Here is a 24,054-nt window from a genome sequence, read left to right on the forward strand (position 1 = left end):
CGACGTTACCAGCCGACGCTGATTGCGAAGCAAGACCGGTGTTCCCGGCTACAGAAGTAAACACAATGAAACGGGTGGCCGGGCGGTACGGTCCGAGTGCCATTTTCACGCGCTATGAGCGAGTGCATACGAATAACGCGCAAAGACTTGCCCTGGGCTTGCACAGGTCCAGGTGGGCTTACCCCGTCGACTCGGATTCCCGCCGGGAGAGCCAGAGAGCCAGCACCAGCAGGAGCCCACTCAGCACGGCGATCAACACGAACAGGCCGTGTGGGGAAATCTCGAAGATGGCACCTGCCAGGGCCGCCGCGGGTATGGCGCACAGCAGGGTCAGCGTCTGTACTGCTGAATACAGGTCTGCCGTACCTTCTCTGGGTAGCCGGCTGAACAGGGCCGCGTCGCGGTAGGTCTGCGTCAGAAACGTGGCGCCGCCCAGCAACCCGACCACGGCCAGCATCACGGCCACATTGCCTGCTGGAACGAACAGCAGAAGTGTGGCGCCCAGCAGCCCCACGACGCGTGTGATGACCAGGGTGCGGCCCAGTGGCATCCTGGTCAGCTGGGGAAGGCCCACCCAGTACAGAAGCACGGTCACGAAAGCACCGACGAGAGGCACGAACGAGAGTGTCTGGGCGCTGAACCGCAGCGTTTCCTGCAGAAACAGGATCTGGAACAGACTGAGCTGCTCGATGAAAACCGTCAGCAGGTAAAAGGCAGTCATGCCCATCAGACCGGGATGTCCGCGCATTCCCGCCACCATCGCCACGGTGTGCCGCAGGCTCTGGCCGACTCCCAGGGCACGGTGCTGAGCCATCGCTGCCACGCCGCTCTGCGTTTCCTGGGTGATGGCGTTGCGCCACAGAAACATCACGGTCATGCCGATGCCGCCAGCAATGTAATAGGCCCTCATGGTTGCTGTCACGCCGTGCTGCGCGATGATCAGACCCACCAGTGGGGTGAGCAGGCCACAGACCGTGACGATCAGGTTGATGATGCCGAAGACTCGGGCCCGCTGCCGCTCTTCCACGTCCTCGATCAGGAGCAGGCTCCAGGACAGTGCCACGATCCGTCCGACGGCACTCAGCGCTGCGGCCACCGCAAACGCGGCGAAGCTGTTTGCAGTGGCCCAGACGAACATGGGAATGGTCCATGAGATCAGGTCGCCGATCAAGGTGGTTCGCTTGCGTCCCAGGCGGTTGGTCACCGGCGCGGCCACTGCCTGAAAGAAGAAGGACAGGGCCAGCGTAATTGAACCAAGCAGCCCGATTTCCGTGCTGGACAAGCCCACGCTGCGCATATAAAGGGGCGCGTAATAGATGACGACTGTGCCGAAAATGGCCCACAGGGGCTCCATCAGAATGGCGTTGCGGGCGTTTCTGGGTAACCCTGCCAGGGCCCTCAGCTGCACCCCCCGTGACTTGTATTCCGGCGTGGAGGTACTCATGACTGAAGGCTCTTCTGGTGGTCGACTGGCTTTGTGCCGGTAACTGCGTGCCTGAGCCGGGTCATTGCCGCAGCTGAGTAAAAAACCACCCTCCGTTCCTGCTCGGTAGGCAGATCGCGCACTGATTCATCAGTATCTACAAAGGTGCTGATCCGAAAGGGAGCGCTGTCTGGCCGGTAGTAGCGTGTGGAGGGGGTAGGACGAACAGTCGGCATGCATCTCCAGAACCACGTGAGGGAGGGTGAGGGTGGAGGGCATCCGAGCTCAGAGGGAGCGTAGACAATTTCCTCAGGTGCCGTTCGTCAAAAAAGCGTGTTGTTCTGAAGAGACCTACCGGGGGTGATGAAGGGCAAGACAGGCCTTCTCGGCAGGGAGACCAGAAGGCTGGGCACACGGCTTTTTCGTGGCGGCAGGCCCAATGCAGCAGCCCCAGCCGTGGATTCTACTCAGAGCTGGACACATCGGACCAGTGCCTCGCTTCTCCCAGCCAAGCTGCAGACACCCTCTGTTGTTCGGTCCAGATGACAGAGCCTCGGCGTCGCTTCAGATGGTGATGGTGCCGTCCACGCAGGTCACACACGCTCCGCCAACCGTTACACGGCCGTCCTGGCCTACTGTGATCGCCACCTGCCCGTCCCGGCCGACCTGACGGCCCTGGGTGGACCGGTAAGCGGCCAGCTCGTCCGGAAGTGCCCCGGAGAACCGGCGATGAAACGCGACCGCGCCATTTCCGCTGCCACATACCGGATCCTCGTTGATTCCGCACGATGGGGCGAACGAGCGCACCTCGATATCCTGTCCGCCTGGATACCGCGCGTACACCGACACGCCGGTCAGGCCCAGGCGGCGCTCGAGAGCCGCAGAGTGGGCAAGGTCCGGGGAGAGGCCCAGCAGAACCTGTGGCGAGGACAGTTCCGCTACCAGCCACACCGCACCGACATCCACGATGGCAGGTGCATACTCGTGCCTGACCGGCTGCTGGAGGACTGTTTCTAGCTCATGGGTATCGGCAGGGGACAGCGGGGTGATGGTGGGAGCCGGCATCGTGAGGGCAAGCCTCAGGCCCGAGGCGTCCTCCTGTACCTCCACCGGGATCAGGCCAGAAGCGCATTCCTGCACCAGCCGCCCGTGACGCGCAGTCACGCGGCCCGCTTCAAGCGCGGCGAATGCGCTGCCCAGGGTCGGGTGACCGGCGAAGGGCAGTTCACTGCCGGGCGTAAAGATCCGCAGGCGGTAGTCGGCCTCGGCTGTGGTTGGGGGCAGCAGGAATGTAGTCTCCGAGAGGTTGGTCCAACGCGCGACACTCTGCATCTGGGCCGTCGTCAGGCCCTCGCCGTCGAGAACGACTGCTACCGGGTTGCCCAGCAGTGGGATGGACGTAAACACATCAACGGTCTTGAACACTCGGGCGCGCCGGGGCATGGGGTCGTGCATAGGATCTCCTTGACGGACATCATGCCGTGTACGCGCATGGGCAAGGGAGCGCTCTGCTAAACGCTCACTACCTCAGGAGGCCCCAAAGTTATTTTCCGATCTTTCTGATGGCGTTCTCTGCGTCCTTCTGGCTGTCGAATTCCCCGGCCAGGTCTGCCCAGTACCCATGACCCTCTTGCGCCGTGATCTGGGCTTTCAGGGTCCAGACATCGGATTCGGTGCGTTGCTCGACGTGAATCCGGTGGATGCTGGCCGCATTCACGAAAGTTCCGTCTTCCAGCTTGATGAACTTCGCCATGCTCCAGTCTATGGGGCTGACCGCGCGGGTGTGTCAGGCCGCACATGCCTGAGACCCTTCAAGCCTCGCGCGGCTGTCGGGCCACAGGTCTTGGGGAGGCGGTTCAGATCCTTCAGCGGCGCCAGCGGCTGTTGCGGTCCTCGGCTGCCATCCTCTCGACTTCGGTCTCGACTTCTGCCCGCCGAACCGCCTGCAGGGGAGGCAGACCCCGGGCACACCAGCGCAGGGCACTGGCCAGGGCCTTGTCGCTGAGGGCCGCACCCAGGGTCGCCACCTCCTCTCCGAGGTCTCCAAGGTCGGTCCTCAGTCGGGAGAGCCTGCGTCCTGAAAACTCATCGCTTCCGCTGCGCAGGGCGGCGTACTCCTCGAAGGTCGCCGCCTCACCCCTGGCCAGCACCAGTTCCAGCGCTTCCCGGCGCGCAGCCAGACGCTCAGCCTGCATAAGGCGTTCCTCCTCCTCGTGTTCCCGGTCCTGCGGCAGCAGCAGGTCACGGCCGACAAAGCTATGGCTGCCCGGGGTCATGAAGTGCGCGCGGTAATCCGGATCGCGGGCCCAACCGCGTGCCACGGCGTCGATGGTTGCGGCGTCCAGCCGGCTGGCCTCGATCTCCAGGCTGCACCACGACCCGTCGTCGAAGCGCATTGACAGCGAGGCACGGTTCTCTTCGGGAAACTCTCCTCCGGTCATGCGGCAGGGCCGCCCGCGCTCGTCACGCAGCGTCTCGTCTACCAGCGCCCGGATTGCCATGCTGGTCATGCTACGGCTGGCGCCCTGCTCAGGACGAGTCTGGCGCCACAAGCCATGTGCGGGGTTACTGCGGGCACTATGCTGCGAAACAGCTGAGGGAGACAATCATCCCCGACGGCTGCGCATGACGTGAGACTGCAGGCATCCGGTTGCCAGTCACATGTAAAAGAACCGCTCTGATCCGGTCCGTGCAGTATTTCTACTGGTTCCGCTGGGCATGATCATGCGGGGCGACAGGGCCCAGAAGTCACGGGTCGAAATTCCTCGAAGCTTAAAGCGGAGCGTCAGCCTTCATCAGATTGGGGTCACCGCTGACCAGCACGGTATAATCCATGAAATCGTTCAATTTTCACATTGCAGTGCTGGCGGCGCTGGCGTCTGGTGGCGTTTCCGCTACGCCCCGACTGAGCACCCAGAGCATCATCGTCAACCCTGCGCCCACCGTTCTGAAGGTCAACGTCCGCACCAACAGGACCACCGCCGGACAAGCAAACCTGGGCTTTGCGCCCGGCGACCACCTGGAGTTCTACGCGCGTGTGAACCAGGACGCCTATGTGTACCTCTTCAACATTGATGCTCAGGGTCAGGTCACGCTGCTGGCCTCGAACGGTCTGCAGGCTGGAGGAACCTTCGTGAAGGCCAACACGACGCAGGTGTTTCCAAAAAAAGGCCTGGCATCCACTTTCCTGCTGACCCTGCCACAGGGCGGCAACCAGGTGCTGGCTCTGGCAAGTCTTATGCCGCTCAACCTGAAGCACCTGACGCAGGTCACAGCTGCGCAGGGTCAGATGACACCCGTCAACGTCACGGGACAGGAGGGGCTGGCCCAGGCCCTGAGCCTCGTCGTTCATCCCCTGAAGCCCGAGAGCTGGACCACGGACACCGCGCGCTACACCATCTCCCGGCGCGCCCTGAACGGGTTGCCGGCAGTGGACGTCAAGGCCCTCAAGTCAGAGGTGAGCTTCAACCGCGGCGCGCGCCTGAGTGAGGTCTACGTGGTGTACGCCGACCGGCTGCGCGCTCAAGGGTACAAGGACGTCCATGCCACCGCCGGTGAGCGCGAGGCACGGGGCGTTTTCGTCAGGAAGGGTGGACAGACACATCAGGTCACCCTGGATGTCTCGCAGCGCGCGCACACCTTCTTTGTGAAACTGACCCGCCAGAAGTAACTTTCAGTTCCATGGTCCAGTAGGGGCGACCGCACGAGGTTCGCCCCTCTTGCGAGGACGCAGACTGATTCTTGAAATTCGGTGCGGAGTCTTTGCTGGAAACAGCGCCGGGTTATGAGGATACCGACAACCAGAGTTGGCCTGGACCAGGGAGGTCGGCGCGGGATCACGCAGTTGCATATGCCTGATGTCCGGGAACGCAGGCGTGAAGGCGGGCAACCTTGTCCATTGACCGTGCCTCCATTGACCCTGCGACCGCATGGGGGCATGCTGGGTGTCGTTGTTCACAGCATGCCCGGAGTGCAGGGAAGTGGTCTTCCACCCTGCCCCCTGCACTCCGCAGCTGCCGCTCTGCGTCTGCTTACCGCAAGGAGATCCTGTGCTGGTCGACTATCACACCCATCACCACCGCTGCGGCCACGCCTCCGGCAATCTGGAGGACTATGTCGAGGCTGCTGCCCGGGCCAGACTCTCTGAGGTTGGCCTGAGTGATCACAGCCCGATTTACCACCTGGGTGAGGATCCGCACGCTTTGCCCGGTACGGCCATGTCACATCACGAGTTCTCCTCGTACCTGAAGGAGATGCATGTGGTCCGCGACCGCTTCAGAGGCCGCGTTCAGGTCCGGCTGGGCGTGGAGAGTGATTACGTGCTGGGGTGGGACGAACACTACCGCGCCCTGTGGCGTTCCATGCCCCTGGACTATGTCATCGGCAGCGTGCACTGGCTGGGTCAATGGAGCATCTTCTCGCCCGAACTGCCGGTCGGGCAGTCCCCGGACGACGTCTACGATGAATACCTGCATACCACCCAGGCCGCCGCGCGCAGCGGAGCTTACGACGTCATCGGGCACCTGGACTGCCTGAAGACGCGTGGGCATATCCCGGACCTTCGGCTCACGCCCCTGCTGGAGGACACCGTGCGCGTTCTCGCAGACAGCGGGGTTGCCATCGAACTGAACACCAGCGGGTGGCGCAAGGGGCTGGGGGAGCCATATCCACGGGAAGAACTTCTGGCGGTATGCTGTCACTACGGTGTGCCGGTGACGCTGGGCTCCGACGCGCACCGCCCGGAGGATGTGGCGGCAGACTTCCCGCGGGCCGCAGCCCTGCTCGAAAGGGTCGGCTACACCTCAATCATGCGCTTTGAAAACAGAAAAAAAGCTCCCTTTCCCCTGCGCTGAGCGCGAGAAACGTGCTGGGGCAAAGGTGCAGTTCAGCCCAAATCCTCCGTCTGGTGTTTCCAGATACTCAACGATCGCTGTCCTGGGGAGGCCCCGCCAGCCACCGGGCCTTTGAGATGGGCGCCTTGCAGATGGGCCAGGATCTTCTCTTCGACAACCCTGGTCCATACCGCTCGGGAGCGTCCACCCCCGTAAAAGCCGAGTCTGTGAATCACGCCTGATGGACCCCGGCTTGCAGCACCCACCAGCCCACCAGGACTCCCCGCAGTACCCAAAGCAGGGTCCGGGCCCAGTTCGTCGTCAGCAGCCATGAGTGCCAAGCCGGGTCAAATCCCGTGGCCAGATGGCGATGGGTTGGGGACTGGATCAGGGCCGTTGAAAGCCAGATCAGGGCGAGGAGCGCCAGCCCCACCCAGGTGGACGCGACCGGCACGAAGGGCGGTGGGTGGAGTGCCAGTGCGGCACCTGTGGCGAGTTCGGCGAGCATAAGCGGCGCGACCAGCCAGGTGATACGCCTGACGTGCTCCTGCTGGTACGTGGCGTACCCGGCGCCAACATGGGAGAACAGCGGGTAATGGACCAGCTGGACGGTCAGGATCAGGCCGACCAGGGTCCAGGTCAGTGCGGCTTGGACGACGAGCAGTGACACCGGGCTTGGTTGAATCGCCAGGAGCGGCCGGGACGCGGGCCTGGGAGTGCTGATCAGGGAGGGCTCCTGAGGCAGGAGACGGACGTCCTCATGAGTCACGGGTTGCTATTTGTGGTCGGCCATGTCCTTACGTGACGCGCCATTGGCCGCGGTGAATTCATATAACGGTACCGTACATATATTCCGGACAAACGCACTTCGTCTGCCGGCTCGCGTTCGCTTTGAGGCTCAGGCTCTCTACTGAGACATGCCGGCACGGTTTCCCCTCGACATCCGACAGATCTATGTCGACCCTCAGGCCGCGCGGTTGCCCCGGGGGCAGGACATCCTCAACCGCTTTCCGGACGCCGAACGCATAGAAGTCACTTCGCACTGGAATATTCCAGGGCTGCACGGCAATGCCGGGCTGGTCAAGGACTGGCTGCGCATCAAGCGCCAGATCCTCGTACTGGGGGTTCGCAAGACCCTGAAGATGCGGCCCAACGGCCGCAGCGCGGACTTCATCGCCCCGGGCATGGCGAACGGGTGCGCGCTGTCGTGCGCCTACTGCTATGTCCCCAGACACAAGGGGTATGCGAACCCCATCAGCACCTTCGCCAACATCGATGACGTGATGACGGCGCTGAGCAGGCACGCCAATGTCCTGGGGGCAAAAGTGGAACCCAACCCGGTCGATCCTTTTGCCTGGGTCTATGACCTGGGCGAGAACAGTGACCTGAGCGTGGACGCATTGATCTCGGAGAACGTCCGAGACCTGGTGACGCTGTTCCGGTCCCTGCCAAATGCCAAGGCGTCGTTCGCCACCAAGTACGTCAACCGGACGCTGTTGACCTATGACCCGCAGGGCCGCACCCGTCTGCGGTTTTCGCTGATGCCTGCGTCTATTGCCCGGGTGGTGGACATCGGCACGTCCCCCATACATGAGCGCCTCGCGGCCATCAATGACTTCGTGGGGGCTGGGTACGAAGTCCATCTGAACTTCTCACCGGTGATTGTCTATGAAGGGTGGACCACGGCCTATACCGAGCTGTTCCGGCAGGTCGACGCGGCCCTCTCGCCGCAGGCGAAAGCGCAGCTGGCAGCCGAGGTCATCTTCCTGACCCACAACGCGGGCCTGCACGAGGTCAACCTCGGCTGGCACCCGAAGGCCGAAAGGCTGCTCTGGACACCGCAGTGGCAGGAAACCAAACGGTCAGAGTACGGGGGTGAGAATCTGCGCTACCGCAGAGGCCTGAAGGGCCAGGCGGTAAAGCACTTCACGACCTTGCTGCGGCGCGAACTGCCGTACTGCACGGTCCGGTACGCCTTCTGAACCGCACCCGCCCGCGATGTGCCCTGGCGGCGTACACAGTGGTGATAATGCTCACGCGTCCCGGTCTGGCTGCATGTTCATCGAGCCTCTAATGCAGGGGCTGGAGTTGCAGCAGCGGGACATCCACCCCGGGGGCCCGGGTCAGGCAGAATATGACGGCTTCAGCGACATCCCCAGGTTCGAGCATCTCGTGGCGCCGTTTCTTCTGAGCCTTGTCTTCCGGCGGCAGATCGATCATCGGCGTGTCGACGAACCCTGGCTCGATCAGCGTGACCTTGATGCCCGCCCCGCGTACCGTCCTGCCAAGGGCCATCGAGAACCCCCGCACCGCGGACTTGGCCGCCACGTAGCTGGCGTACGGTCCGTCGCGCAGTTCGGCGCTGAGTGAGCCTATGTTGACGATGTGTCCGCCCTGCTGCCGCATGCGCCGCGCAGCGAGGTGCGCACAGGTCACGTAGCCTCCGGCATTGACCCGCATCAGCTGGTCTGCCTGGGTCTCGTCCTCGTCCCAGAAGGGTGTGCCGCGCAGCGAGGCATTGTTCACCAGGACATCGAGGCCCTGCCACTGCGCGTCGATGGCTCCAAACACTTTGCGCAGGTCATGTGGGCTGCTGGTGTCGGCCGTCATACCCAGCGCGTCGCAACCACCTGCCTGGAGGTCATGCACGGCAGTTTCCAGAGTGGTCGCTGTCCGGCCTATAAGGAACACCCGCGCCTGATGTTCGGCCAGAGCCTGCGAAACGGCCAGGCCGATGCCACTTGTGCCCCCGGTAACGAGGACCCGGCGGCCGGCGAGGCGCCTCCCGGTCTGAGGCTGGCCGTTCGGTGCGGGCGGTGGGGGTGCGGCGTCGGACATGGCATTTCCTCCTGTGGTCTTCGGACGGGTGGATGCGGACTGGAGGAACGATCAACCCTCAGAGACCGGCAGCGCCGTCACACCCGCAGGACATGGTGTTTCAGATCATAGGGGCTGTGGGGGAGATGAGGCCCGTACAGCGGCCCCAGGCTCCGGAGGTTGCAATGATCTTTCGGGTCACTGCCCTGGGATGACCAACGTCAGGCAGGGTAGTCGGCCGATAAATCCAGGTACGGTGCCCGAGAAGACAACCGGTCACCCTACATCCAGGTACCAAAAACACCGCTGATTACACGACCTTGAACAGAGTAGGGGCCACATCGCGCCCTTCAGGGTCCACCAGGCCGCTTACGCTGACCCCCAGCAGCCGTACCGGCCGGTTCTGTAACAGTTGGGCGTTCAGGAGGCTCGACGCCACCCGTTGCAGGTCCTCTGCGGCCTGCACCGGAACCGGCAGACTGACCCGCCGGGTGATCAGCTCGAAGTTCGCAAACTTCACCTTGAGCACCACCACGCGTCCACCCAGACCATGCTTTTTCAGCCTGCGGCTGGTGCGCTCGGACAGGCTGTGCAGATGCGCGGCCAGTTCGTCCAGACTGCTGACATCCGTATCAAAGGTATCCTCGGTGCCGATACTTTTGCGGTCATCGCTCGGGTCCACCAGGCGGTCATCGATGCCCCGAGCGATAGCGTACATGTGCGCTCCGTGCGCTCCGAAGGTGGCTGTGAGTTCGGCCAGCGGAAGCCGGCGCAGATCGGCCCCGGTGCTTACACCCATGCCTTCGAGCCTGGCAGCCGTCACCGGTCCTATGCCGTAAAACTCCCTGACCGGCAACCGCGCGATCAGCGCATCCGCCTCGTCCGGGAGAATGACTGTCAGGCCGTCGGGCTTGTTCATGCTGCTGCCGATCTTGGCCAGCATCTTGTTGAAGCTCACGCCGGCCGAAACGGTCAGACCTCCGGTTCGGTCCCGTACGAGACGTCTGATCTCGCGGGCAATCAGGGTGGCGCTGCGCGGGCCCTGTTTGGGCTGGGTCAGGTCCAGGTACGCCTCGTCCAGGCTGAGCGGCTCGACCAGATCGGTGAATTCCAGGAACACGCCCTGAATGACGCGGCTGGCCTCGCGGTAGGCGTCCATGCGCGGTTCGATGACGATCAGGTGCGGGCAACGGGCAAGGGCAGTTCGCAGCGGCAACGCACTCCGCACGCCGTATTGCCGGGCCTCGTAGGTGGCGGTGGTGACCACGCTGCGCGGGCCATGGTAGGCCACGGCCACCGCCTTTCCGCGCAGACTGGGGTCATCCCGCAGCTCTACACTCGCGAAGAAGGCGTCCGCGTCCACATGCACGATCTTGCGCATCCCTGGATGCCAGGGTAGAGGAAAGCATCCGGGGAGACCGTAAGGCAGGGTCTGCAAGCAGTACCCACCACCAAGTGGTTCTGCACGTACCAGTTCGCGCCGCTCTTTCTGGTGACCCCAGCCCCCCAGGACTGCATTCTGGACCCAGGACAGCGCCAGCAAGACTCAGAATTTTCCTGACGTTCCGTTCAGGCGGACCCCGGTTCGTGGCACCAGCACCAGCTTCAGGTCCAGTGGCCGGCCGCCTCGCAGCACCCTGAGTGTCACGGTTTCTCCCGCCTGATACCGCCTGACGGCAAACTGAAAATCTGAGAAGTTGACCGTCCGCTGGCCGTTGACCGCAATGATGATGTCTCCGGAGATGCGCTTGCCGTCCTCATCAAAATCCAGAGGCCGGAGACCGGCACGGTCAGCCGGACTTCCTGGCAGGACGCTGGTGAAGAAGGCACCGGGCGTGCTGCCCAGATCCAGATCAAAGTAGTCGCTGAATTGGCTGAACTGCTCTGCTGGCAGCGTTACCGCGAAGTCCAGCTGGGAATCGAGATCTATCCCCGTGGCTGGTGCCACCCGCTGCATCCCGCCACGGAGGTCGGCCATTCGTGTGCTGGTCTCGGTGACGGGCACGGCGTAGGCCGTGATGCGGCTGCTGCGCCTTCCCGAGAAACGGATGTAGCTCACCACGCCCACCGCTTCTCCACGCGAGTTGATTACCGGTCCGCCACTGTCTCCGGGCAGCAGCGGGGCGTTGAACTCCAGGGTTCCCTCCGGAAATTCGGCGCGTCCCGCTTCACGGTCCAGACCCGTCATCCGGCCGGTCTTGGAACTCAGGAAGGTGCCGTTGCCATTACCAATGGTCAGTACCGGCTCTCCCACCCCTGGCCCCGTGGTGGCCAGGGGAACATAAGGGGTATTCGCGGGAACATTTACGCGGATCAACGCCACGTCGGAGTGATCGTCGAAGCCGATAACCTGCAGCGTGTAGCGCCGCTTGTCCGTGGTGACCGCAGTCAGGTTCTTCTCGCCTTCAATCACGTGAAAGGCCGTCAGGGCATAGCCGCCTCCGATCAGGAAGCCGGTCCCCACACCGTCTGGATCGGAGCAGTCATTGGGTGGACAGTCCTCGAGGCGCAGCGTGGCGGGGCGCAGCTTCTCAAACAGCCCCGTCAGGGCGGCAGATTCCTGTGGACTCAGTGGCGCTGGCGGGATGACCGGCGTGGCCGGTGAGGGCACAGGGGCCGCCTGCGCCAGCACAGCCGGGCTTGCGGCAGACTCGGTGGGTGTGGTCCGGGCGTCGACCATCCCGGCCGCCAGCAGCACGGCCGTGAGGACCGCGCCGCGAAAGGCGGCCGTCCACTTGTTGTTCATAGCTCAGTGTGCCGGACCACGCCGGTCGGATATGTGCCCGGGGTTAGGCGTTCCTTTCTTCTGGCTCGGTGCTGAGCTTCTCATCCGAGGTTCTGCGTAGTGTCAGGTTCCGTAAGAGAGGTCATTATTCGTTGCTGGCTGATCCGGGCTGCCTGTTTCAGCGGGGCAGTGGTCAATGTCATGGTCTGCAACCCTGACGCAGAGCTCTATCAGCGGCCCTGACAGGCGCGGGAGCCAGCTGTGGTGTTTCTTTACCTGGAGCGCTCCACCGGCTCACAGGCACTGTTTTTAATGGGGTATGCGGTCCCCTTATTTTTGGGAAGCCGGTGTCATCACCGGCATACTTGCGGCTGTGCTGTCGTCGTGTGCCGTCGTCACCCGGCCGAATCCCTCGCTGCCCAACGCGGGGCTGACCCTGCCCCCGGGGTTTCATGCTGCGGTGTATGCCGACGGAATGAAAAAACCCAGGCTGATGGCAGTGGCTCCCAACGGAGACCTTTTCGTCACCGACAGTGCGGCGGGCCGGGTCTATGTGCTGCCGGACCGTGACGCCAATGGCCAGAGTGACCGCCGTGAAGTCTTTGCCGAGGGCCTCAACGAGCCGCACGGTCTGGAATTCCGTGGAGATTATCTGTATGTGGCGACCACCGACCGCGTGGTGCGCTTCCGGTACGCGCGTGGAGACCTCCGGGCGGGCGCCGAGGCCCAGCACGTCGTCGAACTGGCTGCAGGGGGGCAGCATAAGTCCCGCACCCTGGTGTTCGGGCCGGACGGGCGCATGTATGTCGCGTCGGGCAGCTCCTGCAATGTCTGCGAGGAAAGCGATCCCCGCCGGGCGGCTGTCTGGGTGTACGACGCTGATGGTAAAAATGGCCGGCTGTTTGCCAGTGGCCTGCGCAACGCCGTGGGCCTGGAATGGTTCGGAGGTCAGCTGTATGCCACCAACAACGGCCGCGACCTGCTGGGCAACGACATTCCGCCCGAAGCCTTCTTTCGGCTTCAGGAAGGCGGCAACTATGGCTGGCCCTACTGCTACGCCCCGGCCCCGAACACCCGGCAGGTCCGCGACCCCTCCTTCGGCCGCGAGGGCCAGGGTTCATGTGAATCGGCGCAGCCGGCCTTTGCAACCACCACCGCCCATTCCGCTCCGCTGGGATTGGCGTTCTATACTGGCACGGCGTTTCCCGCCGAATACCGGGGCCTGATGTTCGTCGCGCTGCACGGGTCGTGGAACCGGGAGCCCAAGTCGGGCTACAAGGTCGTGACCATTCATCCGCAGACGGGTGAGGTGAGAGACTTTCTGACCGGCTTCCTCAAGGGCCTGACGACATCCGGGCGCCCGGTCGACCTTCAGGTTGCGCCAGACGGCGCCCTGTTCCTGACTGACGACGGCAACGGCCTGATTTACCGGATCAGCTACAGCGCTCCCCGGTCATGACAGTTTGAGGCTAAGCGAGGCCAGAAGCTCTTCTTGCAAAAAGCCAGGACGTTTTGTCTGCGGACGCTGAGAGAGCCCTCAGCATCAAGGGGTGGCAAGCCGATAGCGTGAGCCATGCGAAACCTGTGGGGACGTCGGGGTCATGCGCTGGTGGATTATGTGACCGCGCCCGCCCTCTATCTGCTCTCGCGGTGCACCGGCCTGAGTGCCGCGCCTCAGCGCTGGTCAGACACTTTTGTGCTGCTGATTCTGCTCGCAGTGACCACCACACGGACGCCGTTGGGTGTGGTCCGGGTGGTCCCGTTCCGCTGGCATGGCCGGCTGGAGCTGGCCAGCGTGGTGGTGCAGCTGGCCCTGCCGTGGCTGTGCGGCTTCAGCAGGGAGCGCCGGGCACACCACTTTTTCGTGGGATTCGCCGTGTACAACTTCCTGGTTTGGCGGGCGACCGACTGGTCGGCCCGGAAATAGCTCCCACAGCTGGACCGGGCCTACCCTGGGCGGCATCGCCCTACGGCCGCACGCCCAGCAGCAGTTCCAGCGTAAGCCGAACGAGGTGCTCCAGGCCGGAGCCAACTTGCCCGGGTGCTTTACGGTCGAAGGCCCGGGCTTTCACGGCCTGCGCCCCCTAGGAAGTGAACCGGAAGGGCAGGTCTAGGTCCTCCTCGACCCGGTAGGCCCGGAGCGCCGCCTGGATCTCGGGGGTCCGCGTCGAACTGGGTCACCTTGGCCTTCAGAATCAGGTAGGGACGCATGCACCACGCTTAAAGGCCCGCACGCCGGCTTCGTCCTCGGTGCGCAGCGCATGGGCATCGAAGTGCTGCGGACAGGCGTGGCCACTGTCCTCCAGCAGCTTGACGGAAAAGAAGGTTGTGCATGGTCGGACAGCACCGCCTGGAACTCTCTGACGATCCGGTCGTGGTCCTGCGTCGTGGCGTCAGTCGGAACCAGGTCGTTGTCGTGCAGATCGACGCCGTACGCCCCGAGGCACGCGAGCTGCTGCACGATGTATGGGACGCTGAAGCCGGGGCGGGTGGTCACCCCGGGCGCGATCCGTTCGGGGTGGCCTACCGTCCACGGTCCGAAGGTGAAGTTATCGGCGGGCGTCGGTTCTTAGGGAGGCATGGGACCTTTAGGTCAAGGGGGGCATCAGGCTGGAGGCAACCAGCGGGCCGGCGTCCACTTCTGGCTGGTCTGCCCACTTTCGACGGCCTTTTCGATGAAGTGGACGCCCCGAGCACCGTCTGCCAGGGTCGGGAAGTCGGCGATCAGGGGGTCCGGTGTGCGGTTCTCCAGGCGGGCGAGCACCGTTTCGGCCACACCACGGTACACGTTGGCAAACGCTTCGATAAACGCTTCCGGGTGCCCCGCCGGCAGACGTGTGGCGGCCTGGGCCGACGCACTCAGGTAGGCGTTGCCGCGCCGAAGCAGTTGCCGAGGCTCACCTTCCTGCTGCAGTTCGAGGGTATCCGGGTCCTCCTGCCGCCAGCTCAGACTGCCCCGGGTGCCAAACACGCGCAGCCTCAGGTCGTTTTCTGCGCCGATCTCGATCTGGGAACACCACAGCAGGCCACGCGCCCCATTGGTAAAGCGCAGCAGCATGCTGGCGTCGTCATCCAGGGCCCGGCCTGGCACGAAGGTCGTCAGGTCCGCACAGATCGCCTCAAGTTCCAGACCCGTGACGGTCGACACGAGGTTCTCGGCATGCGACCCGATATCGCCCACCGCGCCGGCGATGCCACTGCGCTCGGGATCGGTGCGCCAGTCGGCCTGCTTGTGGCCGGTCGCTTCCAGCTGCGAGGCCAGCCAGCCCTGGTTGTACTCCACGATCACCTTGCGGATCTCCCCGAGGTCCCCGCGCCGGATGCGTTCACGGGCTTCTCGCACCATGGGGTAGCCGGTGTAGTTGTAGGTGACTCCAAAGACCACCCCAGTCTGCTGCACGACGCTTATCAGGTTCTGAGCCTGTTCGCTGGTGTGCACCAGGGGCTTGTCACAGACCACATGGAATCCGGCACTGGCAAAGGCGTGCGCCACCGGGTAGTGCAGGTGGTTGGGGGTCACGATCGACACCAGATCGATGCGTTCGTCTGCCGGGAGGCGCAGTTCACCTTCGAGCATGGCCTGCCAGGAGGGGTAACTGCGGTGTTCGCTGAGGCCCAGCGCCAGTCCGGAGGACCGGGCTTTGTCGGGGGTGCTGGATAATGCCCCTGCGACGAACTCGAACTGGCCGTCCAGGGCGGCCGCCATGCGGTGCACTGCGCCGATGAACGCACCCTGGCCACCCCCAACCATCCCCATTCGCAGTCTGCGCATCTCAGCCTCCTGTCGGTGCCGGGTTGGTGCGGGCAAATGCCGCGTCGAAGGCACCACCCGCCGGCTCAAAATCCAGCCGGCGCAGGAACGCGGCACTTTCGGTAGCGCCGTGGACGCGGTCCATACGGGCGTCCTCCCATTCCACGCTGAGCGGCCCCCGGTACCCGATGTCGTTGAGGGCCACCAGAATGTCCTCGAACCGGACATCACCGCGCCCCACACTGCGGAAATCCCAGTAGCGTCTGGGGTCACCAAAGGTGGTGTGTCCCCCGAACACGCCCACGTCGCCGTTGCCATGCCCCCACCAGACGTCTTTCATGTGGACGTGCACGATGCGGTCGGCGAAGTCCCGCAGGAATTTCACGTAATCCACCCCCTGGTAGGCGAGGTGGCTGGGGTCATAGTTCAGCCCGAAGCGCGAGTGACTGATGGCTTCCAGGGCCCGCTGCGCCGAGGCGATATCGAAGGCAATTTCAGTCGGGTGCACCTCCAGGCCGAAATTCACGTCGTGCGCGTCGAAAATGTCCATGATGGGCCGCCAGCGGGCCGCGAAATCCTCGAAGCCACGGTCCCAGTACGCCTGGCTGGTCGGCGGAAAGGCATACAGGGTGTGCCACACAGACGAGCCGGTAAAGCCGTTGACTACCTTCACACCGAAGGCTGCCGCCGCGCGCGCGGTGTCCATCATTTCCTGTGCGGCGCGCTGCCGGACGCCTTCCGGGTCACCATCACCCCAGACGTGGGCGGGCACGATCTGCTGGTGCCGCTCATCGATGGGATCGCATACGGCCTGACCCACCAGATGATTGCTGATGGCCACACAGCTCAGGTTGTTGGCCTCCAGCAGGTCGCGGGTGCGCCGGAGGTGGGTCGGGTCGCGCAGGGCAGCCTGCACGTCGAAATGGTCGCCCCAGCAGGCCAGTTCAAGGCCGTCGTAGCCCATCTGGCGTGCCAGCGGAGCGAGGTCGGCGAGAGGCAGGTCGGCCCACTGGCCGGTAAACAGGGTGATAGGTCTGGGCATGGGTCTCCTTATGTCAGGGAACGGATCGATGACCAGGGACAGATGGACAGTCCTATCCTTTCACGGTCCGCGGGCCTGCGGGAGTCCAGCCGGCCAGAGGGGGAGCTCAGGCCTCACCCAGGACCTCCAGCTCGGTCAGGTTGAGGAGTTGAGCGGCGCCGCCGCCGTCCGGAATCAGCAGCGTCTTGATTTCGAAGGCACCCAGCCCGGTCTGGATCTGACGGTCCAGCCCGGGCAGGTTCACCTGAGCCTGCACCGGATGACCGTGGGTTTCGACCAGCCGCAGGACGTAGCCGTGGTTGTCCTCGGCACGCTTGAAGACCGTCACCTGCGCGTTGGCCGGTTCGACCTGCATAAAGGACGCGGCCGGCGCAAACGCGCCGTCGTGGTAGGTCTCGGGAATCACCACCGGCCGCTCGGTAAGCACCGCCGCCTCGCGGGGGGTGCCGGCGTCCCGCCAAGTGCCGTCGTGTGGGTACAGCCAGTAGGTGAATGCCTGCTCGCCCTGGTCCAGGTAGCGGTAGTCGCTGCCCTCGACCGGCTCGTAGGGATCGTGATGCGCGATAACCGGGGACCGCAGGACGGTCAGGCCCAGGTCGGCGTCCAGGGCGTGGTAGCTGTATTTGGCGTCGTTGATCAGGCTCAGGCCACGGATGACTCCACTGGGGCGGTACACGCCGCTGAGGTCGATCCAGCGCTGCCCCGGTTCCTCGTTGCCATTGGTGGGGCGGGTCGTGACTCCGTAGGGTACTTCAAAGGTCGCCTGCGGAAAGTGCAGGTGCGCCGGAAAGTGCAGCTTCAGCACCCGCTGCTGCTCATGCCAGTCCACCCGGACGCGGACTTCAATATGCGGCTGGTCGGCGTACAGCATGAAATCCTGAGTGAGGGTGCTGCGCCCGTAGCGGCTGGTGGTGCGGATGGTGCTGCGCACCGGGCCGTGTTCGAGTAGGACGCTCGTCGAGTCTGCAAAGCGGCCGGCGAGATCATCATAGCGCAGCAGCGAATGACTCCAGGTGTCGCTGGGGTCGCGCATGACCTGCCCGACAGCGGCGGTGTCGCGAAACACCTCGGCACCCGTGCGCTTGTCAAGCAGGCTGGCGATGCCACCGGTCTGCGGGTCGATGTCCAGCCGGAAGTTGCTGTTTTCCAGATGGGTATCGCTCGCGTCCACCGGCGGTGTCTGGGGTGCCGCCTCGGGCAGGATGGTGTAGGTGCGGTAGCCGAACGGCGGAAGGTCCGCGGTCCAGAGCAGCCGTTTGCGCCAGCCGGTGACGGTCGCTTCGGACTGGATGCGCTGCGCGGGAACGGGCTGATCGCGCTCGTCAACGATGGTGAAGTCGGTGGGTACCCCCCCCGTCTCGTGCTCGATGGCCACGCGTGCCGGCCAGGGGTGCGGGTTAAACACCACGTACGGCTTGCTGCCTTCCCGATGAGGCACGGTCACCCGCCAGCTGATGCGTTGCAGGGCGGCGTTGGCGACGTGCTGGGCGGTGGCCAGGGCTTCACCGTACTCGTTGCGGGCGTCCTCGTAGGCACTCTCGATGGAGGTGCCGGCCAGAATGTCATGGAACTGGTTGAACAGCACCCGCTTCCAAGCCCGTGCCAGGTCGTCATGCGGGTAGGTGATGCCCGTCAGAGCCGTCGCCAGTGCCGCAAGTTTCTCAGCGCGCACCAGCGCCAGTTCCGCTGCGCGGTTCCAGCGCTTCACGCCGGAGTGTGCCGCGTAGCAGCCGACGGCGTGGTACAGCAATTCGCTTGACCACACCGGGACGTCGGTGTGCTGCACGGCGTTGAAGTACTGCCGTGGATCGCTCAGACGCAGTTCGGGAAGGTCGGGATCGGCTTTCAGGCGGGCGATGGACGCCAGGTTCTCGGTGGTTGGCCCGCCGCCATGGTTGCCGACGCCGTAGAAGCACATCAGTTCATTGACCGTGCCGCTGAGTTCGGTGGTGCACTTCCGGATGTGAGCTTCGAGGTCCTTGCCCCAGGTGCAGTATTCATAGGGAATACGGAAGGTCAGGACGCGCGAGCCGTCAGGACCCTGCCACCAGAACAGCCGGCTGGGGAGCGCCTGCTCGTGCGGTCCCGGTCGCATGAAGGTGTAGCGCTTCAGGCCGCTTCCCAGCAGGATCTGCGGCAGCGTGCCGGCATGTCCGAAGGAGTCCGGGTTGTAGCCGGTATCGGCGGTGCGGCCAAAGTGCGCCTGAAAGAACCGCTGCCCGTAGAGCCCCTGGCGCACGAAGGCTTCACCGCTCGGGATGTTGCAGTCCGGCTGTACCCACCATCCGCCCACCAGGGCCCAGCGGCCCTCAGCAACCCGGGCGCGGATCTCCTCGAACATCTCCGGCTCGTTATCGAGAATCCAGGCGTAGTGCCCGGCCGAAGAGGCCGTGAAGATAAAGTCGGGATGTTCCGTGAGGCGGTCGAGGGCCGAGCGGTAGGTGGCCTTGATTTCCTGGTAGCCCTCCTGCCAGTTCCAGAGCCATACCGGGTCGATGTGACCATTGCCGATCATGTGAAACACTGCGTTCTTTGGCGGGGCGGTCATGCTTGACGGTCCTCTACAAAGGCGTCGTCGATGGTTTCGCACAGCACGTGAATCAGCAGGATGTGCATCTCCTGGATCTGCGCGGTACGCTCGCTGGGAGCCTGGAGCGTCAGGTGGGCAGTCTGCGCGGCCCGGCCACCGTTTTCGCCGGTCAGGGCGATGGTGAAGGCGCCGCGCTCACGGGCGACCTCCAGGGCACGGACCACGTTGCCGCTGTTTCCACTCGTGGTGATGCCGACCAGCACATCTCCAGGCTGAACCAGAGCCTGGGCCTGCCGGGCAAACACTTCTTCGAAGGCGTAGTCGTTGCCGATGCAGGTCAGTGCGCTCGAATCGGTGGTCAGGGCAATTGCTGGCAGCGCGCGGCGTTCGCGGCGGTAGCGTCCGGTCAGCTCGGCAGCGAAATGCTGCGCGTCTGCGGCGCTGCCGCCGTTACCGCAGGTCAGCAGCTTGCCGCCGCCCTGTAGGGCGCTCACGCAGGCCTGCGCGGCGGCCTGAACCTCGGGGGCTAGACCAGCCAGGCGGTCGAGGGCCTGGCGGTGACGGTCGATGTAGCTCGTAAGGTGATGCGTAGCAAGAGTCATAACGAAACCTCCAGCGGCTCGCGCAGCGCGACGGCTGCGGCGCCAAGTATGCCAACGTTCTCCGCGAATGCGGCCGGACAGATCTCGACGCCTTCGGCGAGCGAAGGCATGCTGCGCCGCGCCACCCGGTCGCGCAGCGGAACGAACAGCCGGTCGCCGAAATTGGTGATTCCACCGCCGATCACCACCCGCTCGGTGTCAAAGGCGTGCACGACACTGGCCACCCCGGCCGCGAGCATGTCCAGGGTTTCGTCCCACAGCGCCGTGGCGACCGGGTCATTCGCCTCCAGAGCCGTCAGGACAGTCTGGGCAGTGATGTCGCTGAGACTGGGGGTCAGTCGTGCCAGCAGTGATTCAGGATGATCGGCCGCCGCTTCGCGTGCTCGCCGGGCGATGTTGGTTCCCGAGGCGTAGCCTTCCAGACACCCGCAGCCGCCACAGTTGCAGCTGGGGCCATCGTAACGGACCTGAAGATGCCCCAGCTCGCCGGCGTTGCCGTGTTTGCCGCGGTACAGTTTTCCATCCAGGATCAGGCCTCCGCCGATGCCGGTCGAGATGGTCAGGTAGACCATGTGCTGGGTGCCGCGTCCGGCTCCGAAATGGTATTCGGCCAGGGCAGCGGCATTCGCGTCGTTCTCCAGGGCCACGGGCAGCCCCAGGCCGTCGTGAAGGTTCTGTACCAGGGGATAGTCGATCCAGCCGGGCAGGTTCGGAGGATTCTGAATCAGCCCGCGCTTTGTGTCGAGGGGTCCCCCACAGCCCACGCCAACACGTTCGATGTGCGCCCGGCTGCGTCCCAGCAGCATGCGGCTCAGGTGCAGTACCCGCTCGATGATCCTGTCGGGGCCCTGCTCAACCTGGGTCGGAATGCGGGCTGAGTCCAGCAGCTGGCCGGTTGCGGTGACGATGCCGGCAGCCAGCTTTGTACCGCCGATGTCGATCGCCAGGACATGACGGGTGTTGGCCTCCAGCGGAAGCGTTGTCATGAGAAGCTCCTCTGCAGTCAGGTGGAATTTTTATGGGGCGGTGGCCTTAGTCAGGAGCATATACCAAAACCGGCAGTTTTTTTATATATTTAAGCAACTCACCCGTTCACCTGAAGCGCCATGCCCTCCTTGGGGCAGAGGCAGAAGGTTTCCGCACCGCAGCCGTTCATGTGCCTGTGGTATTCGTGATTTCCATAGTCCGTCATCCTGTTGGAGGTACACATGGCCCGTATGAGTCAGGCCCGGCGGAAAGAAGCACTTACCGGGTATTTGTTCGTCGCTCCATGGTTTATCGGCTTTATCCTCTTCATTGCCGGCCCGATGCTGTGGTCGCTCTATGCGAGCTTTACGAACTACGACATCACGTCCAAGTCGAGCTGGGTCGGATGGGACAACTACCGCCGGCTGTTTTTCGATGACGATCTGTTCTGGACTTCGCTGTACAACACTGGCTTCTACGTGCTGTTTGCCGTGCCGCTGAGTGTCTTGACCGGTGTGCTGATTGCAGTGCTTCTCAACCAGAAAATTCCCGGACAACGTATTTTCCGGACCATCTTCTTTCTGCCCAAAGTGCTGACCGGCGTCGCTGTCCTGCTCTTGTGGCTGTGGGTGTTCAATCCGGACTTCGGCCCCATCAACGTGTTTCTCAGGGCCATTGGCATAGAGAATCCGCCGCTGTGGTTTGCCGACCCCACCTGGGCCAAGCCGGCTCTGGTGATCATGAGCATGTGGGGTGCAGCCGGTGGATACATCATCTATCTGGCCGGTCTGCAGGGCATTCCCCGCCACCTCTACGAGGCGGCCATGCTTGACGGCGCCTCGCCGATCAAGCAGTTCTGGGCCATCACCGTGCCTATGATGTCGCCCACCATTTTCTTCAAACTGGTCACGGGCATAGCTGCTGCCTTCCAGTTCTGGGAAACCTCGCTGATTATCTCTGAGGGTGGTCGGGGCGGTCCGTCGTATTCCACGCTGTTCTACGGCCTGTACATGTGGCAGAAGGCATTCGGCGAATACCAGATGGGCTACGCCAGTGCCATGGCCTGGGTGCTGCTGATCATCACCCTGATTCTGACCGGGCTGCAGTTCTGGGTCTCGCGGCGTTGGGTGTACTACGAAGGAGAAGCCCGCTGATGACGGTTCAAGAGAAACTCCCCACTTCCAGCACGGCGGTCGTCAACCGGCCGCGACTGAGTCCTTCTGCCGCAAAAAACCTGTTCTGGAAGACCCTGGCGTTCGCGCTGCTCTGTGCCATCAGTGCGGCGGTCCTGTTTCCGGCACTATGGATGCTGTCGACCGCCCTGAAGGCCGATACGCAGGTGTACGCCAACCCACCCATCTGGATTCCTGATCCCCTGCGCTTCGACAACTTCAGTAAAGCCTGGTCCCTCGCGCCGTTCACACGCTACGCCATCAACACCGCGCTGTATGCCGTCGCCGTGGTGATCGGGACAGTGCTGTCCTCGTCGCTGGCGGCCTACGGTTTTGCCAAACTGCGTTTCCCGGGCCGGGACGCGATGTTTGCCGTCTTGCTTTCCACCATGATGATTCCTGGCATGGTCACCCTGATTCCGCAGTACATTCTGTTTTCCAAACTGCAGTGGGTCGGGACCTACCTGCCCCTGGTGGTGCCCAGCTTCTTTGCCGGTGCGTTCTTTACGTTCCTGCTGCGGCAGTTCTTCATGGGGATCCCCAACGAGTATTCCGAAGCCGCGCGCGTGGACGGCGCAAGCGACTTCTGGATCTGGAGCCGGGTCATCATTCCCCTTTCCAAGCCTGCCCTGGCCACGGTCGCCATTTTCACCTTCGAAGGCGCGTGGGACAGCTACGTGGGTCCACTGCTGTACCTCAATGATGAAAAGCTCTACACGCTTCAGGTGGGGCTGCAGTTTTTCCGCACCGCCACCGCCGTGCAGTGGCAATACCTGATGGCCGCGGCCCTGCTGGTCATGCTGCCGGTCATCATCGTGTTCTATTCCTTCCAGCGGTACTTTGTCGAAGGTGCCTCAATATCCGGCGGGGTCAAAGGCTGAGCAGTCAGGAATGTCATGAGCGCGCGGTCCCCGGGGACCGCGCGCTTTTTACGGTGCTTTCACCGTGACCTGCGGTTATGCCGTCAGGAATTCACTACTGAAAATTCAGCATGTGATGTGCCGGGCAGCGCCTCGGCCGGATCACGCAGAATGTTGTGGATGGCGATGGCCACTGCGCCCAGTGCGGACGCGTCGATGTCAAGCATGCTTTCCATAATCCGGATGTCTTTGGACAGGTAGCCGAATGAGCGCCCCTTGACCTTTCGGGCCACGTTTTCTGTCAGGTCAGGCCAGGCCCGCACCAGCTGCCCACCCAGGACAATCACCGCTGGATCATAGTGATTGACCGCGTTGACCAGCCCGGCCGACAGGTACAGATACACGCGGTCTTTGATGTTCTGGGCCAACACGTCGCCGGCAACGGCCATGCGGTGCAGGTCGGCCGGGTCTTCAGCGTCCAGCCCCAGCCGGCGGGCTTCCTGCATGATGGCCGGAACGCTGACCAGCGTTTCGAGACAACCCCGGTTGCCGCACTCGCACAGCGGGCCGTCCACATGAATGGTGGTGTGTCCAATTTCCCCAGCCAGCTCGTGGGCCCCGCGGTAGACCCGGTCACCGACAATCAGGCCTGCGCCCACGCCAGACCGCAGCGATATGTACAGCAGCGTCTCTTCATGACGGCCTGCACCATACCAGCGTTCTCCATAGGCAGCCGCTTTCGCGTCGTCGTCCAGCCAGCAGGGCACCCCGAATCGCTCGGTCAGGGCGCTGGTGAGCGGCACGTTGCGCCACCCACCGAAGTTCGGTGGCTCGATGACGATCCCCTGGGTGCTGTTGACTGGTCCGGGAATGCCCACCCCGATGCCGAGGAGCGGCAGAGCAGGATCAATCAGTTCCGTAATGGCCTCGCAGATTGTACTCAGGCCCTTCTTGACGGACGAGGTGGGCCGGAATGGACGGTCCAGTCGGGCCAGGGCCTGACCACTGAAGTCCGACCGGATCGCGTGGATGCGGGTGCGTGAGACCTCCACCCCGATCAGCTGACCGCGCTGGCGGTTGAACGACAGCAGCGTTGGCCGCCGCCCGACATTCCGCTCGCCGGACGGGGCTTCGACCAACAGGTTGAAGGCCTCGAGCTCGTTGACCATGTGTGTAATCGTCGCGGCCGTGAGTCCGGTGGCGTCCGCCAGTGCGCTGCGGGAGATCGGCTGCAGCTTCTGCAGTGCCTCCACGACCACGCTGAGATTGTCGGCCCGCACTTCCGGCAGATTGCGTCCCTGCCGGATACTCCTTGATCTGCTCTGATTCATCCC

The 24,054-nt window shown here is 63.7% G+C and carries 21 protein-coding genes; 7 read left to right on the plus strand and 14 right to left on the minus strand.

All coding sequences use genetic code 11. The annotated features are described in order from the left end of the window. Positions 1–178: 178 nt before the first annotated feature. The 4 genes from IEY49_RS15765 to IEY49_RS15780 form a co-directional block, all read right to left on the minus strand. Complete coding sequence (locus IEY49_RS15765) at positions 179–1,444, minus strand: MFS transporter (protein WP_189010496.1); 1,266 nt, start codon at positions 1,442–1,444, stop codon at positions 179–181. Positions 1,445–1,987: 543 nt separating this feature from the next. Next, positions 1,988–2,878 (minus strand): PhzF family phenazine biosynthesis protein, encoded by an 891-nt coding sequence (locus IEY49_RS15770; protein WP_229780858.1) that lies wholly within the window; start codon positions 2,876–2,878, stop codon positions 1,988–1,990. A gap of 88 nt (positions 2,879–2,966) precedes the next feature. Further along, entirely contained in the window at positions 2,967–3,176 is a 210-nt protein-coding gene (locus IEY49_RS15775) for a hypothetical protein (RefSeq protein WP_189010498.1), read from the minus strand. 112 nt (positions 3,177–3,288) lie between these two features. Further along, positions 3,289–3,933 carry a hypothetical protein gene (locus IEY49_RS15780; RefSeq protein WP_189010500.1) on the minus strand — a complete coding sequence of 215 codons (645 nt, stop codon included), beginning with the start codon at positions 3,931–3,933 and terminating at the stop codon, positions 3,289–3,291. 323 nt (positions 3,934–4,256) lie between these two features. Here IEY49_RS15780 and IEY49_RS15785 point away from each other — a divergent pair, with 323 nt between their 5' ends. Together IEY49_RS15785 and IEY49_RS15790 are read left to right on the plus strand one after the other, a co-directional pair. Continuing rightward, positions 4,257–5,093: a DUF4384 domain-containing protein gene (locus IEY49_RS15785; protein ID WP_189010502.1), complete on the plus strand. Its 837-nt coding sequence runs from the start codon at positions 4,257–4,259 to the stop codon at positions 5,091–5,093. Between the two features lie 379 nt (positions 5,094–5,472). Next, positions 5,473–6,276 carry a histidinol-phosphatase HisJ family protein gene (locus IEY49_RS15790; RefSeq protein ID WP_189010504.1) on the plus strand — a complete coding sequence of 268 codons (804 nt, stop codon included), beginning with the start codon at positions 5,473–5,475 and terminating at the stop codon, positions 6,274–6,276. A 211-nt stretch (positions 6,277–6,487) separates the two neighbouring features. Here the strand turns inward: IEY49_RS15790 and IEY49_RS15795 are convergent, their stop codons facing one another. Beyond that, positions 6,488–6,925 carry a hypothetical protein gene (locus IEY49_RS15795; protein ID WP_229780859.1) on the minus strand — a complete coding sequence of 146 codons (438 nt, stop codon included), beginning with the start codon at positions 6,923–6,925 and terminating at the stop codon, positions 6,488–6,490. 247 nt (positions 6,926–7,172) lie between these two features. Between IEY49_RS15795 and IEY49_RS15800 the strand changes: the two genes are divergently transcribed. Beyond that, positions 7,173–8,237 carry a spore photoproduct lyase family protein gene (locus IEY49_RS15800; protein WP_189010506.1) on the plus strand — a complete coding sequence of 355 codons (1,065 nt, stop codon included), beginning with the start codon at positions 7,173–7,175 and terminating at the stop codon, positions 8,235–8,237. A gap of 88 nt (positions 8,238–8,325) precedes the next feature. On the opposite strand, the gene IEY49_RS15805 is transcribed toward IEY49_RS15800, so the two are convergent. From IEY49_RS15805 to IEY49_RS15815, 3 genes are all read right to left on the minus strand, one after another. After that, the gene (locus IEY49_RS15805) at positions 8,326–9,093 is read right to left on the minus strand and encodes an SDR family oxidoreductase (RefSeq protein WP_189010508.1); all 768 of its coding nucleotides are present in this window, start codon (positions 9,091–9,093) and stop codon (positions 8,326–8,328) included. 289 nt (positions 9,094–9,382) lie between these two features. Next, positions 9,383–10,453 carry a DNA polymerase IV gene (dinB, locus tag IEY49_RS15810; RefSeq protein WP_189010516.1) on the minus strand — a complete coding sequence of 357 codons (1,071 nt, stop codon included), beginning with the start codon at positions 10,451–10,453 and terminating at the stop codon, positions 9,383–9,385. Between the two features lie 165 nt (positions 10,454–10,618). Next, the gene (locus IEY49_RS15815; RefSeq protein ID WP_189010518.1) at positions 10,619–11,818 is read right to left on the minus strand and encodes a S1C family serine protease; all 1,200 of its coding nucleotides are present in this window, start codon (positions 11,816–11,818) and stop codon (positions 10,619–10,621) included. A gap of 298 nt (positions 11,819–12,116) precedes the next feature. On the opposite strand from IEY49_RS15815, the gene IEY49_RS15820 reads away from it, so the two are divergent. Both IEY49_RS15820 and IEY49_RS15825 read left to right on the plus strand, forming a co-directional pair. Further along, positions 12,117–13,256 carry a PQQ-dependent sugar dehydrogenase gene (locus IEY49_RS15820; RefSeq protein WP_189010520.1) on the plus strand — a complete coding sequence of 380 codons (1,140 nt, stop codon included), beginning with the start codon at positions 12,117–12,119 and terminating at the stop codon, positions 13,254–13,256. A gap of 159 nt (positions 13,257–13,415) precedes the next feature. Next, positions 13,416–13,724, plus strand: coding sequence for a hypothetical protein (locus tag IEY49_RS15825; protein WP_229780860.1), 309 nt, complete (start codon positions 13,416–13,418; stop codon positions 13,722–13,724). 678 nt (positions 13,725–14,402) lie between these two features. Here the strand turns inward: IEY49_RS15825 and IEY49_RS15830 are convergent. From IEY49_RS15830 to IEY49_RS15850, 5 genes are all read right to left on the minus strand, one after another. Further along, positions 14,403–15,569 (minus strand): Gfo/Idh/MocA family protein, encoded by a 1,167-nt coding sequence (locus IEY49_RS15830; protein ID WP_189010524.1) that lies wholly within the window; start codon positions 15,567–15,569, stop codon positions 14,403–14,405. A 1-nt stretch (position 15,570) separates the two neighbouring features. Then, positions 15,571–16,590 (minus strand): sugar phosphate isomerase/epimerase family protein, encoded by a 1,020-nt coding sequence (locus tag IEY49_RS15835; RefSeq protein ID WP_189010526.1) that lies wholly within the window; start codon positions 16,588–16,590, stop codon positions 15,571–15,573. A 106-nt stretch (positions 16,591–16,696) separates the two neighbouring features. After that, positions 16,697–19,138, minus strand: a complete 2,442-nt coding sequence (locus IEY49_RS15840) for an alpha-mannosidase (RefSeq protein WP_189010528.1) — start codon at positions 19,136–19,138, stop codon at positions 16,697–16,699. Continuing rightward, a complete protein-coding gene (gene gmhA, locus IEY49_RS15845) occupies positions 19,135–19,722 on the minus strand; it encodes a D-sedoheptulose 7-phosphate isomerase (RefSeq protein ID WP_189010530.1) in 588 nt (195 codons plus the stop codon). The genes IEY49_RS15840 and gmhA overlap by 4 nt, the downstream gene beginning before the upstream one ends. Next, the gene (locus IEY49_RS15850) at positions 19,719–20,708 is read right to left on the minus strand and encodes an ROK family protein (protein ID WP_189010532.1); all 990 of its coding nucleotides are present in this window, start codon (positions 20,706–20,708) and stop codon (positions 19,719–19,721) included. Before IEY49_RS15850 ends, gmhA begins: the two co-directional genes overlap by 4 nt. Before the next feature lie 222 nt (positions 20,709–20,930). On the opposite strand from IEY49_RS15850, the gene IEY49_RS15855 reads away from it, so the two are divergent. Together IEY49_RS15855 and IEY49_RS15860 are read left to right on the plus strand one after the other, a co-directional pair. Next, a complete protein-coding gene (locus IEY49_RS15855; protein WP_189010534.1) occupies positions 20,931–21,842 on the plus strand; it encodes a carbohydrate ABC transporter permease in 912 nt (303 codons plus the stop codon). Continuing rightward, positions 21,842–22,741, plus strand: a complete 900-nt coding sequence (locus tag IEY49_RS15860) for a carbohydrate ABC transporter permease (protein WP_189010536.1) — start codon at positions 21,842–21,844, stop codon at positions 22,739–22,741. Before IEY49_RS15855 ends, IEY49_RS15860 begins: the two co-directional genes overlap by 1 nt. Before the next feature lie 83 nt (positions 22,742–22,824). On the opposite strand, the gene IEY49_RS15865 is transcribed toward IEY49_RS15860, so the two are convergent. After that, on the minus strand, positions 22,825–24,051 hold the full coding sequence (locus IEY49_RS15865; protein ID WP_189010538.1) for an ROK family protein: 1,227 nt from the start codon (positions 24,049–24,051) through the stop codon (positions 22,825–22,827). Positions 24,052–24,054: the final 3 nt, after the last annotated feature.

Origin of the sequence: Deinococcus malanensis (assembly GCF_014647655.1) — a bacterium.
Lineage (GTDB): Bacteria > Deinococcota > Deinococci > Deinococcales > Deinococcaceae > Deinococcus > Deinococcus malanensis.